The sequence below is a fragment of the Exiguobacterium sp. s75 genome (assembly GCF_018617145.1).
Lineage (GTDB): Bacteria > Bacillota > Bacilli > Exiguobacteriales > Exiguobacteriaceae > Exiguobacterium > Exiguobacterium profundum.
The window spans coordinates 855,771-868,870 of sequence record NZ_JACSJQ010000001.1; the positions used below are offsets into that span (position 1 = coordinate 855,771).

Annotated in this window: 14 protein-coding genes, 2 pseudogenes and 1 riboswitch; of the genes and pseudogenes, 5 read left to right on the forward strand and 11 right to left on the reverse strand. The window is 43.7% G+C overall.

Annotation, left to right across the window (positions count from 1 at the left end; genetic code table 11):
• Window positions 1–12: 12 nt before the first annotated feature.
• Window positions 13–1,074, reverse strand: a complete 1,062-nt coding sequence (rlmN, locus tag KNO68_RS04420; RefSeq protein ID WP_031423599.1) for a dual-specificity RNA methyltransferase RlmN — start codon at window positions 1,072–1,074, stop codon at window positions 13–15.
• A gap of 65 nt (window positions 1,075–1,139) precedes the next feature.
• Window positions 1,140–2,546: an amidase family protein gene (locus tag KNO68_RS04425; protein WP_240499830.1), complete on the reverse strand. Its 1,407-nt coding sequence runs from the start codon at window positions 2,544–2,546 to the stop codon at window positions 1,140–1,142.
• A 113-nt stretch (window positions 2,547–2,659) separates the two neighbouring features.
• Here KNO68_RS04425 and KNO68_RS04430 point away from each other — a divergent pair, with 113 nt between their 5' ends.
• The 4 genes from KNO68_RS04430 (at window position 2,660) to KNO68_RS04445 (ending at window position 4,573) form a co-directional block, all read left to right on the forward strand.
• Window positions 2,660–2,821, forward strand: a complete 162-nt coding sequence (locus KNO68_RS04430) for a hypothetical protein (RefSeq protein ID WP_168169845.1) — start codon at window positions 2,660–2,662, stop codon at window positions 2,819–2,821.
• A 44-nt stretch (window positions 2,822–2,865) separates the two neighbouring features.
• Window positions 2,866–2,965: riboswitch (SAM riboswitch) on the forward strand.
• 67 nt (window positions 2,966–3,032) lie between these two features.
• Window positions 3,033–3,557: a peptide-methionine (S)-S-oxide reductase MsrA gene (gene msrA, locus KNO68_RS04435; protein WP_214684195.1), complete on the forward strand. Its 525-nt coding sequence runs from the start codon at window positions 3,033–3,035 to the stop codon at window positions 3,555–3,557.
• Between the two features lie 209 nt (window positions 3,558–3,766).
• Window positions 3,767–4,183 carry a DM13 domain-containing protein gene (locus tag KNO68_RS04440; protein ID WP_251024845.1) on the forward strand — a complete coding sequence of 139 codons (417 nt, stop codon included), beginning with the start codon at window positions 3,767–3,769 and terminating at the stop codon, window positions 4,181–4,183.
• Window positions 4,184–4,327: 144 nt separating this feature from the next.
• Complete coding sequence (locus KNO68_RS04445) at window positions 4,328–4,573, forward strand: hypothetical protein (protein ID WP_214684194.1); 246 nt, start codon at window positions 4,328–4,330, stop codon at window positions 4,571–4,573.
• Between the two features lie 222 nt (window positions 4,574–4,795).
• Here the strand turns inward: KNO68_RS04445 and KNO68_RS15010 are convergent, their stop codons facing one another.
• Entirely contained in the window at window positions 4,796–4,930 is a 135-nt protein-coding gene (locus KNO68_RS15010; protein WP_285222491.1) for a hypothetical protein, read from the reverse strand.
• Here KNO68_RS15010 and KNO68_RS04450 point away from each other — a divergent pair.
• Window positions 4,906–5,550: pseudogene (locus tag KNO68_RS04450) on the forward strand (IS3 family transposase); the annotation flags it as partial. The gene KNO68_RS15010 and the pseudogene KNO68_RS04450 overlap by 25 nt on opposite strands.
• A gap of 54 nt (window positions 5,551–5,604) precedes the next feature.
• Here the strand turns inward: KNO68_RS04450 and KNO68_RS04455 are convergent.
• From KNO68_RS04455 to KNO68_RS04490, 8 genes and pseudogenes are all read right to left on the reverse strand, one after another.
• Window positions 5,605–6,270, reverse strand: coding sequence for a CadD family cadmium resistance transporter (locus tag KNO68_RS04455; RefSeq protein WP_435528659.1), 666 nt, complete (start codon window positions 6,268–6,270; stop codon window positions 5,605–5,607).
• A gap of 74 nt (window positions 6,271–6,344) precedes the next feature.
• On the reverse strand, window positions 6,345–7,163 hold the full coding sequence (locus tag KNO68_RS04460) for a ZIP family metal transporter (RefSeq protein ID WP_251024846.1): 819 nt from the start codon (window positions 7,161–7,163) through the stop codon (window positions 6,345–6,347).
• Window positions 7,164–7,168: 5 nt separating this feature from the next.
• Window positions 7,169–8,577 (reverse strand): annotated as a pseudogene (lpdA, locus tag KNO68_RS04465) (dihydrolipoyl dehydrogenase).
• 216 nt (window positions 8,578–8,793) lie between these two features.
• A complete protein-coding gene (locus tag KNO68_RS04470) occupies window positions 8,794–10,965 on the reverse strand; it encodes a heavy metal translocating P-type ATPase (protein WP_215112140.1) in 2,172 nt (723 codons plus the stop codon).
• Window positions 10,958–11,326 carry a Cd(II)-sensing metalloregulatory transcriptional repressor CadC gene (cadC, locus tag KNO68_RS04475; protein WP_003322301.1) on the reverse strand — a complete coding sequence of 123 codons (369 nt, stop codon included), beginning with the start codon at window positions 11,324–11,326 and terminating at the stop codon, window positions 10,958–10,960. Before cadC ends, KNO68_RS04470 begins: the two co-directional genes overlap by 8 nt.
• Before the next feature lie 993 nt (window positions 11,327–12,319).
• Window positions 12,320–12,484, reverse strand: a complete 165-nt coding sequence (locus KNO68_RS04480) for a hypothetical protein (RefSeq protein ID WP_215112141.1) — start codon at window positions 12,482–12,484, stop codon at window positions 12,320–12,322.
• A 17-nt stretch (window positions 12,485–12,501) separates the two neighbouring features.
• On the reverse strand, window positions 12,502–12,807 hold the full coding sequence (locus KNO68_RS04485; protein WP_052090305.1) for a PRD domain-containing protein: 306 nt from the start codon (window positions 12,805–12,807) through the stop codon (window positions 12,502–12,504).
• On the reverse strand, window positions 12,804–12,920 hold the full coding sequence (locus tag KNO68_RS04490; RefSeq protein WP_081828354.1) for a CAT RNA binding domain-containing protein: 117 nt from the start codon (window positions 12,918–12,920) through the stop codon (window positions 12,804–12,806). Before KNO68_RS04490 ends, KNO68_RS04485 begins: the two co-directional genes overlap by 4 nt.
• Between the last annotated feature and the right edge of the window lie 180 nt (window positions 12,921–13,100).

Genomic DNA, 13,100 nt, shown 5'->3' on the forward strand with positions numbered 1-13,100 from the left:
GAGGCCATTTGTTTACTTCGCGCCTTCGACGTTCATATGCTTACTGCGGAGTTGTCCACATGCCGCATCGATGTCTGTCCCGTGCTCGAGACGGACACCAGTGTTGACGCCACGCTTTTTCAAGATGTCGTAGAACGCCATGATGTCCTCAGGCGTGCTTCGCTCATATTGGATGTGCTCGTTGACCGGGTTATATGGAATCAAGTTGACGTATGACTTGTCTTTGATGTCTTCGATCAAGTCGGCGAGTTCTTCCGCATGTTCCGGCAAATCGTTCACTTTCGAGAGCAGGATATATTCGAATGTGATTCGTTTGTTCGTCTTCTCGACGTAATAGCGAATCGACGGCATGAGTTTATCAAGCGGGAACGCCCGGTTGATTTTCATGATGCGAGTACGTAATTCATCGTTTGGCGCGTGTAGAGAGAGCGCCAAGTTGATGCGTAGATCAAGGTCTGCGAACTTGTAGATCTTATCCGCGAGACCACTCGTCGACACGTTGATCTTACGCGGAGCGATCGCAAGTCCACGCTCATCTTTGACGACACGCAAGAAGTCGACCAAGTTGTCGAAGTTATCGAACGGTTCACCGATTCCCATAACGACGATATGGCTGACGCGGTCCCCTTCACCCTCTTCATCGAGGAAGTGTTGGACGGTCATGATCTGCTCGACGACCTCACCCGCCGTCAAGTCACGCGTCTTTTTCAACAAGCCACTCGCACAGAAGCTACAGCCGATGTTACAACCGACCTGAGTCGTCACACAGACCGAACGTCCGTATTTGTGACGCATGAGCACCGTCTCGATGTAGTGCCCGTCATGTAATTTAAGTAAGAATTTGACCGTCCCGTCGCCCGCTTCTTGTTTGACGAACAGTTCTTGTGTCGAGATGACATATTTTTCTGTTAAGTAATCGCGCACCTCGTCACGTACGTTGAGGTCGTCCATCGATTTGACCCGGTCGATGTAGAGCGAGTCCCAAACTTGACGTGCGTGGAAGGCACCGTATCCCGCTTCCGTACACTCGTTTGTGAGTTGATCGAACGTCAACCCGTATATAGATGATTTCATTGTAATCTGTCCTTTCTCTAATCCGCATACGTACCATTGTAGCGGACGTGAGAGACGGGTGCAACTTACGAATAATCTGGAGGCGTCGGTCGTGTGACGAACTGTTCGAACGCATAAGCGACTCGGATTAAATCACGCTCCGCATAGCACGTCCCCGTGAACGAGAGACCGAATGGGGCACCGCTCTTTTTCAAATGATATGGGATTGTAATGGTCGGATGACCTGCTTTTGCAGCCATGTCATAGTTCATGTCATGTGGAAGGACGAGTGCATCGAGTTTATGCGACGCAAGCAATGCGTCAATCCCTTCCGTTTTCGCGAGACGGACGTCCTCGATGCGACGATCGAGATAGCTCGCTTCAGTCAGTTTCCCAGATTTAGCGTTCGCTTCTTCAAAGATGGTCTGGCCGTGCGGAATCGATTCGGGATGTTCGGCATTCCACTCGATCAGGTCGGATAGCGTTTTAAACGGCACGGTCGTATTGGCAAGATACGCCTCGACCCCGAGCTTGAATTCGTCGAACAGGATGTCCGCCTGCCCTAGCGCCTCATGCTTTGGTAGCGTGACCTCGACGAGTTCGACCTCGGCTTGCCGTAGCAATCGGAGCGCCCCCTCATACAATCCGACTTCTTCGTCTGAAATATTTGGCTTGATAAATCCGACACGCATCCCGACCGCTTGCCTCACATCGAGACATGTCACATAAGGCGGTCCGACTGGAGTTTCCCACGTCGCCGGGTCTGATTCATCCTCACCGCACATCGATTGTAAGGCGATGACCGCATCACGAAGCGTACGCGCCATCGGTCCCGCCGTATCTTGAGAACGTGAGATCGGGATGATTCCGGAGCGACTGATCAATCCGACGGTCGGCTTGATCCCGACGATGCTGTTATGGACACTCGGATGGACGATTGAACCGCTCGTCTCAGATCCGACTGCGAGAAGTGTAAGGTTTGCCGCGACCGCCGAAGCCGACCCTGAGCTTGACCCACCGACATCCAACCCGTCGCCGTATGGGTTCATCGTCTGTCCACCGACGGCACTCCAGCCGTTCGGCATATTTTCTGTTAAAAAGTTCGCCCACTCAGACAAGTTCGCCTTCCCGAGGATGATGGCGCCATCAGCCCGTAACCGTTTGACGAGTTCGGCATCTCGACCGGCGAAATGATGTCGCATCGCGGTAGCACCTGCAGTCGTTCGCATCAGACCGGTAGTCTCGATATTGTCCTTGATCAAGACGGGGATGCCGAGTAGCGGTTTGCGTACCCCTTTTCTGTAGGCCCGGTCTGCTGCCTCTGCCTCGAACAGCGCGTCCGGATTGACTTGAATGACGGCGTGAAGTCGTTCATTATACGTCGCAATCCGTCCTAAATAGTAGGCGGTCACGTCTCTCGCCGTGAATTGTCCTTCTTTATACCCACGATGCGCACGTTCAATCGTCAGTTCATGTAATTGGATTTGTTCCATCAAGCATTCCTCCTTTACCTCTCCCCCTTTATTCGTGCTCTACGTCTGATTTCCTTTTCGTATCGCCAAGTCGATGTGTTCTTGATACACTTAAGAAAAAACAGGAGGTCCCAATGACTCGCTCCTATGTCTTTGTGTTACTTGCCGTATTCGGTCTATTTTTCTTACAGCTATATGGGGAGAATGTGCCGTATGGTACGCTCATTTCCATCGGGTTGATTGGATTCATCATCGTCTTGACGGTTTTTCAGTTGAAACGAAAACCGAATCATTGACGAATGTATTTTGAGGGTGGTATGATGCTCTCACCAACTACATATCGATATCAAGAGTGAACGAGAGATCTGGCTCCGCGACTTCACAGCAACCTGCCTTAGGCAAGGTGCTACGACCAGCAAGGGAAACCTTGGACGATATGACGAAAGCGCTCATGTCATCCGACGTGAGCGCTTTTTTGTTGAATGACGATTTGGAGGGAACGACAGTATGGAAAAAGCAACATTCGCAGGCGGCTGTTTTTGGTGCATGGTGACACCATTTGAAGAATTACCAGGGATTGAAGGCATCGTATCCGGCTATATGGGCGGACAGGTAGACAATCCGACGTATGAACAAGTGAAAACCGGGACAACGGGGCACCTCGAGGTCGTTCAAATCACATATGATCCAGCATTATTCTCGTATGAACGTCTTCTTGAGCTGTATTGGATTCAGACAGACCCGACGGACGATGGTGGTCAATTCCAAGACCGGGGACCTCAGTATGCCCCAGCCATCTTCTATCACACGGAAGAACAACATATCGCGGCTGAGGCGAGTCGCGATGTGTTGGCAGCAAGTGGTCGCTTCTCGGCTCCGATCGTCACGAAAATCATTCCGGCGACGACGTTCTTCGCTGCAGAAGACTACCATCAGGATTATCATAAAAAGAATCCGAAGCATTATAAGGAAGACCGGGCCATCTCGGGACGCGACGAGTTCATCGAGGAAAACTGGACGGAAACCGTATAACGGTCATCAGACGCGAATGTTAGCATTCGCGTCTTTTAATTAGCACATTAATCGGGAAACGGGAAATAACGGTTCATACAACCGAAAAGGAGGACTCATATATGAAAACAAGTACGAAACTCATCATCGGTGTGATTGGCGTAGCCGTAATCGCTGTTGCCTGATGGCTCATCTCCCCACTATTCTTAACCGGGACGGTCGATGAAGGATTGCAGTCGACAGCAGTCGAATCACCAGCTCCAGAGGAAGAGGAATCAGATCAAGAGACGTCCGAGACACCGGAAGCACAACCGAGTCCAACCGAAGTAGCGGGTGTGTTCATGGACGGGGAGAAAAACTATAAGACGACCGGCACAATCCGCTCGGTCGAGGCAGAAGACGGGACGTACCTCCGATTTGAAGAATTTGAGACGACAAACGGTCCTGATTTATTCGTCTATTTGACGAAACCAGGACAGGAGACGACCGAAGGCGTCAGTCTAGGGGCCTTAAAAGGAAACATCGGGAATCAAAACTATTTGATCCCTAAGGATGTGAATCTAGAAGAGTACAACACCGTCGTCATCTGGTGCCGTGCGTTCAGCGCGACGTTCGGGACGGGAGAACTGACTGGATCAAGTGAATGAACAGACTGAAGGGTGGCTGAATGAATCGACCACCCTCTTTGCATTTGCAATCGGCTGAAAAAAGAATGATTCTTCATCCAACCTCAAATGAGAACATGCTATCATATATGTAAATAAGTGTAATTCAATTGAGGAGATACGAATATGGAGCAGACATTGACACAACCGTACAAACACTACTTTCGGAAACGTTTCTTTCTATTCTTCATTCCATTGATGGTGGTCGGCATGTTATCCGAACCGATGATCATTCGGAATCCATTCGAAGAGCTCGAAGACTATGGGGCATTCGTATTATTCTTAGGAATTTATATCCTAGTACTCGGTGGATGGACAGCGTTTATGACGTCGATGATGTGGCGGATCAGACAATCCAAGTTGAAACAGTGATGACATATCCACCGTCTTTCCCATTGGAGGCTTTGAAAGAGCTATTTACATCCGTTCTAAAAGTAACCCTATTCGAGTACTCCTAAAGTGAGGTATGCAGAAGATATTATCAGGGCTGAATCATCACTTGTCTTTATGAAAGTGGAATGATGGTTTTTAAGGGGGAGCGTTGCGATGAGCCACTTCGCCAAGAAGCGTTAGACGCTCACGCATGAGCCCGGATCACCATTCCTTCTCCCATGCCCCGTCTTCAGAGACTCCCCAATCCTCGAAACGATACTTGATGAGCCAATGGACATGCATCACTTCTACACCCTTGGATAGCTCTGAGACGACGCCAGCATGACCTGCCGGCATACAATGAGAAGCGCATCTATCGTCTCATGCGTATCCATGAGATCCGTTCGGTCATCCGCCAGAAGCGAAAACGGCACAAAAAGTCGTCACCACAACATGTGGCAGAGAACGTATTAAACCGTGAATTCACAGTTAAAAAGCCGAATGAGAAATGGGTAACGGATGTGACAGAATTTAAATATGGCCTATCTAAGAAGGCCTATCTAAGTGTGATTCGTGATCTTTATGACGGATCCATTATTAGCTATGTGCTGGGACACTCTAATAATAATCAACTGGTATTTAAAACGCTTGACCAGGCAATCGTACGATTGCATCAAGAACACCCACTGATTCATAGTGATCGTGGATTCCAATACACCTCTAAGGCGTTCAAGCGTAAATTAGAGGCGGCAGGAATGACTCAAAGTATGTCACGGGTTGGTCGCTGTATTGATAATGGACCAATGGAATCTTTTTTCGGCACGTTAAAATGTGAAAAGTATTATTTACATAAGTATCAGACCTTTGAAGAACTTAACATTGCCATAAATGAGTACATCTATTTTTATAATCACGAAAGATACCAAAAACGATTAAACGGCCTCAGCCCTAAAGAATATAGAGCGAAAGCCGCTTAAATCACTTTTATTATTTCCACTGTCTACTTGACGGGGGGCAGTTCAGATTATTTTTTAATAATTTATTAAACTCAAAAGGGCACTAAACGTTTCGTTCTCTGCCATGATGTATACCCCTAATCCAACAAAGACTATAGGGATAATCCATCTTCCGTATTTCTCCAAAACTTCAGAAACATGTCTGAAGGAAGCTAAACGATATCCTACAAAACACCAGACAGCAACCATTATAAAGAAGATAATAACCGTAATTACCAGTTCATTCACACTTAAAGTTGTAAAATAAGGCACATAGATGCCGATATTGTCCCCGCCATTAGCGAATGTGATGAAGGCTACACTCATAAATAGTTTGTTAAATCTCCCTGAGTTTAAACTGGAGAGGATCGCACCTTCATCTTCATCTTCACCCTTAATAAACAGTTTAATCCCTAAATAGATCGGAATTAAACCAAGCAATCCAACCCATTTTTCTGGAATCAACATGACGCCAAAAGTTCCCAAAAGACTGATCAAAACCAGCAAGGCAAAACCTAAGTATTGCCCAATGACTATATCTTTAGGGTAGATCCGGTTACTCTTTGTCTGCGCGTTCATCTTTAAACCGCCAGTCGCTCTAGCCTGTGCATTTGCCTGAGAGAACAGCAGCATCAAAACAAAAATATCATCAATATTGGTTACTAAGAAAGCCCCAATTGCGGAAATAATAGTCAAAGCCACTTTTATCAACTCCATGGTAAGTTATTAAAACATTCACACGTATGTTTGAATGTTATGAATAGGTTCTCCCCTGCTTAGTGTAAATATACGGGAAGTAGCTCCCCTATCCAGTGAAGAGCAAAATATAGCAATATCCCTACAAAAAAGAAAAGAATAACGACTCTGTCTTCAGTGGCACTAACAACAGGCAGCAAGTCAACGGTAGATATGTATAGAAATATTCCTGCTGTAATGGAAAGAGCTATCGCGAGGATGCTGCTATCTACCATAAAAAATTGTGTTAGAGACACGGCTGCGATCGCGCCTGTTATCGTTGATAGACCCAATAAGAAAGATGCTCCTATCGCCTTCTTCTTGCTTTCAAAGCTTGCAAATACGATGGAAGAAATCGTTAAACCATCCGGAATTTTATGTATTAATACAGCAATCAATACAACAAATCCTATTCTCTCGTCTATTTTGAAACTGGCTACAATAGAGACACCATCAAAAAACGTGTGAACCAGCATGCCCAATAAAGCACTAAAGGTTGTGCTTTGAGAATGAGAATGTTTATGAGTCTCTTCTCCGAAATGAAAATGGGGTGCAAGAAACTGCTGGAACAAAAAGATCAAACCAAATCCAATAACAATATATAGGGCACTGGATTCCTGAATTTCTAATGCTTCTGGTATTAAATCCATAATCGCAATAGCGAAAAGTATCCCGGCGCTCAGCGCCATTAAGCCATTTAAGCCCCTTCTAGACCAATTTTTTTTAAGAAAGATCACAAAGCCACCCAGGACATTTGCGAAAGCCGCAGTTAGGACGTAAAACAAAATGTCCATTAATTCCCCCACTCCATTAAATGAAAAGTTTAACCTGCACTTATGAAAAGTGCCGGTCTGCTGCATTCACATTATTTCTTTTTATTCAGCATGTGAATGGCGTGCCCCATCACACCTTCCGCCGCTTCCATCAATGGCTCAGGCAACGTTGGATGGGCATGGATTGTAAGGCTTAGATCTTCGGCAGTTGCTCCAGATTCAATGGCAAAAACTGCTTCAGCAATAAGCGACGATACTTCTGGTCCTACCATCTGTGCGCCTAACACCCTTTTGCTGTTCTTCTCGGCTACAATCTGCACAAAGCCATCTGCATCTGAAACAGATAATGCCCTTCCGTTCGCTTGGAATGGAAAACGGCTGGAAACCGTTTCGTATCCCTGTTCTTTTGCTTCTTTCTCTGTTAATCCTGTGTAGGCAACTTCAGGATCACTGAAGATAACAAAAGGCATGGCTTGAAAATCAATGATGCTGTTTTGTCCGCTAATCACTTCTGCAGCTACTTTTCCTTCGTAGCTAGCTTTATGGGCAAGGAGGTATCCGCCAGCACAGTCACCTATTGCATAAACATGCTCCACGTTTGTCTGGCATTTCTCATTTATCTTAATAAAACCACGCTCGTCTAATTCTACTCCGATATTTTCCAACCCAATTTTCCCTGTGTTCGGCTTTCTTCCTATAGAAACTAAGCAATAATCTCCGTTAACCACTTCTTCCTTGCCATCAACCTGTACACGAACTTTTACTTCATCCCCTGTGTTTTCTCCGCCTTGGACCAGAGCATTGGTTACAACTGTGATACCTAGTTCTTTTAGATGCCGTTTTACCACATTTGTAAGCATAGGATCGGTACCTGGAAGAATCGTGTTGGACCCTTCGAGAATGGTCACTTTTGATCCGAATTTGGCATAAGCAGTGCCCAGCTCCAAACCAATATAACCACCGCCTACCACAACTAAATGTTTTGGTACTTCCTGCAGCACCAATGCCTCAGTGGAAGAAATGATTCTTTTTTATCAAATGGCATACTTTTTAGTTCGAAAGGCAAAGATCCTATCGCAAGGATTAAATCTTTGTAGGAATATACTTGTTCTTCGTTATTCATTTTGATTTTAGCCGTATAGGGTTTAGTAAGATAGGCTTCTCCACTGATTACCTCTACTCCATTGCCTTTCAGTAAGGTCTTAACCCCGCTGGTTAACTTATTCACGATGCCGTCTTTCCACTTTACTACTTCCGGCATATCTACTTGAACTTCACCAGAAACCTTGATGCCCATTGCACTGGCGTGTTGAATATGTTTTACCCGCTCAGACGCACTAATAAGAGCTTTTGATGGGATACACCCCCGGTTAAGGCAAACGCCCCCTAGTTCTGCTTTATCTACCAGAACCACTTTTTTCCCCAACTGGGCCGCCCGTATGGCCGCCACATAACCTCCAGATCCTGCTCCTATTACTAACAAATCGACATCTTTTGTCATTTTAGCTTCCTCCTCCGGTGATTTCAGAATGAAATAAACGAACGGTCTTTCACGAAAAAACAGAACCGTTTTCGTGCAATATGTAATCCTAAAACTGCTGTGAACCAACCTGTAACGTATACCCGTTTTTAATCATTTTTAATGTAACTAACCCCCAAATTTCTATACATGGTAAGAAAAAGGGCTTTCCAGACAACCAGAAAGCCCTTTTCCCTTTTATTCCTTGACCCGCATAAGCCGCATACTATTTAACGCTACCAGAAGAGTTGCCCCCATGTCTGAAAGGATGGCAATCCAAAGTGTTAACCAGCCCGGTATGACCAATAGCAAGGCAATAAATTTAATGGCAATTGCAAAGGTGATGTTAGCTTTGATGATATTTAGGGATTTACGGCTTAGTTTCACAGTGAATGGAAGTTTTCTTAAATCATCTCCCATTAAAGCAACGTCTGCCGTTTCCAGTGCTGTATCTGTACCAGCTCCACCCATTGCAATCCCAACTGTTGAGGCCGCCAATGCAGGTGCATCATTGACCCCATCTCCTACCATTGCTACGTTGCCATACTCGGATCTCAATTGTTTAATATAGTTTAATTTGTCCTCTGGCATCAGTTCTGCCTGAATATCCGATACGCCAACATGGCCGCCGATCGCATTCGCGGTACCTTGGTTATCGCCTGTAAGCATAATGGTCTTTTTGATGCCAAGTTGATGCAATTTCTGAATAACGTCTTTACTTGATTCACGTACTTCATCCGCTACCGCAATCACAGCAAGTATTTCTTTTTCGGTTCCAATAATCATGGCTGTCTTACCTTGATTTTGAAGAGTAGTAACATTTTGCTCTAAGTCTTTATCGAAATCATTAGTCAATAATTCCTTAAAGAGTTTCGGGCTACCGATGTAATAAGTCGTCCCGTTTACGATACCCTTTATACCCTTTCCTGTGATAGAAGAGAAATCCTCTACCTGTACGTCAGAATAATTAATGTTCTCCGCTTCTGCTTTTTTCATGATGGCTGAAGCAAGAGGATGCTGGGAACGATATTCTAATGCAGTAATGATGGACAGCAATTCTTTTTCATTTGCCTGCTTGTTCAACACATTAAAATCAGTTACCACTGGGACACCTTTTGTTAGTGTGCCCGTTTTATCAAATGCAATGGCCTTTAAGGCACCCATTTCTTCTAGATAAATACCGCCTTTTATAAGAACGCCCTTTTTCGCTGCATTCCCGATTGCTGAAACAATGGAAATCGGAGTCGATATAACCAACGCACAAGGACAGCCGACAACAAGAACAGCTAATCCTTGATAAATCCATGTTTCCCAACTGCCATCAAAGAATAATGGAGGGACTATAGCAACTAATGCTGCAATGATCATAATAATCGGTGTGTAATATTTTGCGAATTTATCAACAAATGCTTGCGAAGGAGCACGTTCCCCTTGTGCTTCCTCTACAAGATGAATAATTTTAGAAATTGTTGTATCTTCTACAAGTTTCGTTATTTCTACTTCAAGTAATCCTTCTTCATTTAAGGTACCTGCAAACACTTCATCATCAACCGTTTTCGCAACAGGAACAGACTCGCCCGTAATGGCCGCCTGGTTAACAGCCGAATAGCCGCTTACTACAGTCCCGTCCATGGCAATCTTCTGGCCGGGTTTCACGATCATAATATCACCAATGGCAATGTCATCCACATGGATCATCATTTCTTGCCCATTTCGTCTAACGAGTGCCTCTTTTGGTGCAATATCCATTAATGAACGAATCGATTGTCTTGCTTTATCCATAGAGAATTGTTCAAGAGCTTCACTAATCGCAAAGAGAATGACAACAATGGCCACTTCTCCCCATTCCCCAATGATAGCGCCACCTATAACAGCCACTGTCATAAGGGTTTTCATATCAAATTCAAAACGTAGTAAGTTTTGCAAACCAACTTTAAAAAGTGATAATCCTCCGATAAACATGGATGCTAAAAACAATAAGGTAGTAACAATGTTCTCTTCTCCATTCACATACGAGGAAAGATAACCAAAGGCAATCAATAAGGAAGCATAAAGTAGAGTACTATGCTTTTTATAAAACGGCACTTTATCTTCTTTCGTATCTTCTTTTACCTCTTGTGATGCTTGGCGAGCAGATTTTTCAGGTGTCACTTTGAGATTCTCAAATGCACCTGCTTTTTCTAGTTCTTCTATCGTTGCATTACCATAAACAACAATTTTAGATGCACCAAAATTTACTTTTGCATCCTCAACTCCAGATAGCTGTTTTACATTTTTTTCGAATTTACCCGCGCAGTTTGCGCAAGTAAAACCTTGTACACGATAGGCCTTCATTTCTTGTTCAGATGTTATTGCCTTTTGATCAGACATTGACATTCACTTCTTTCTTATGTTCTAGTACAATCATCATTATTTGTCTAATATGTTCATCGTCTAACGAATAAAACGCTAGTTTTCCTTCTTTTCTATATCTTACAATCCCCTGTTTATGAAGGGTCCTTAAATGATGAGAAGCATTTGCCACCGTAATACCAATAATATTTGCTATATCACACACACATAACTCTTCATCTTGACACAAAGCATAGGTAATCTTTGCCCTATTTTCATCCGCAATTGCTTTTAACATTTGGGCAACACTAACAATATCGATTGTTTTTAAATCACCTTGTATTCGATTGACCTTTTCCTCGTCATAACAAAAAATTTCACAAGTATCTTTCTTATTCACATTATCACCCCATTGATATTCAAGTGTTAACTTGAATATAGTATATACCTTTCCTTGGTTAATATTCAAGTGAATATTTGAATGAAAAACATAAAATGATTTTTCTAATAGTAATTCCCGTTAACGAAGGTTAAACAGATAATTTTGTTCGTTTTTTCACATTATGATAAAAGGGCTATTCCAAGCCCTTTTTATTTGTTTCTAATGTCCAGAAACTCATCTTTTTATCAACTTTTAAATTACTGTATAGACGAACGAAAAATAATTAGTTGCATAATTCGTTATATGTGGCTTCGCTAATCTCGTCATATCCATAGTCACAAAAATATTCGTATGATTCCACTTTCTTCTTGCATCTTCTGTCACAAGTGAATGACAATGATCTTCGACATTTTAAACTCATCTATGACCACGCAGCTGCTCTCGAACCTAAATTTACTACACTTTACGCTTGTGACCCTATTATCAATCGATCGGTGATCCAGTCTTTCAACAACTTCCCCCTCAAAAACGTGAGGCTGCTCTCTTGGCGAGGCTAAGCGACGACCCGGAATTCGTATTGTTTTACACGAGTACACATTCCTGGGTGTGTTGATGCAATGTTCGTTCAGTTTTGGAGGTATCGGACATACTCAAATCTCATTGAACCCATATAGCAATACGTTAAAAGAACTGTTAGAAGAGTCCCGGTTGTTGGAAGAGTCCTTGATGAGTTTATCGAGCCCTTCTTAACCTTACGCTCGTACCGCCTAATCTCGATAATTACCTCTCCTGATCAATCTAGATTTTTGTATACAAAAAAATGATATATGGTCATATATAATCAAAAGCGACGACAATACTTTGAGATGTGTATATTTCTAAAGGGACAGAGTGCTTTCTAGACAATCGATTCGACTCCACTTTGATGGATATATAAAAGAGTGTATACATTTCGACGTCGAAACGTGTACACTCTCTTTTGTTGTCGAGTCATGGCATGTCGTGACTCAATCATGTATATTGTTGTATGTACATCGCATCATCTGCGACCAAAATCAGTGTCTCTAGTGAGTCCCCGTCTGTCGGATAAGCAGCTTCTCCAATTGAAGCATCGAGCGTCACCGGCACATCTCCGATTGAGAGCTCGTATTTAAATGTCGCTTTCTTGAAGTCCAAAGGATAAGGCTAAAGGATCACGAACTCATCTCCGCCGATGCGACCGAGTACTCTTTCGCATACAACTGCTTAATTTCCCACTCTAACGCAGAACGGAAGTTCATCCCTTTTCGCGCATGTTCGACCGCAAAATTAATGTGATCACCTAGTCCAAGGAGAGCCATGTTGTTGACCGTATTCCCTACTTCAGTTTCATAAAATTGGAGAATATCGCCGGCCAATTCGATGTCCTTCACATCGATTCGTTGTAGAAGTGCTTCCAGCTCATGCACAGATGCCTGTTGTTCTAGTACAAACTTTTGTGTGATTTTGACATCTCTCAAGGTGTCTCCCTCTCGAATACCGAACCAATGCCACTTCCAGTCACTATTTCTTCAACATTATTATCATTTTCAATCAAAACGACATTATTGTTAAAAACTTTCACAACTTTCATATTAGATCCCTCTCTTTTAGGTGTTTGTCCACACAAAAAGGCATAACCTAAAAAAAGCGGTACACTCAGAAAAACGTGTGCAAGCTCTTAGGTTATGCCTGAATAAACAATTACGTTCCATCGACTACAAGATAGCATGTGACCGAAAGCGCTATCAACGACTTTTTTCGTAGTTCGACG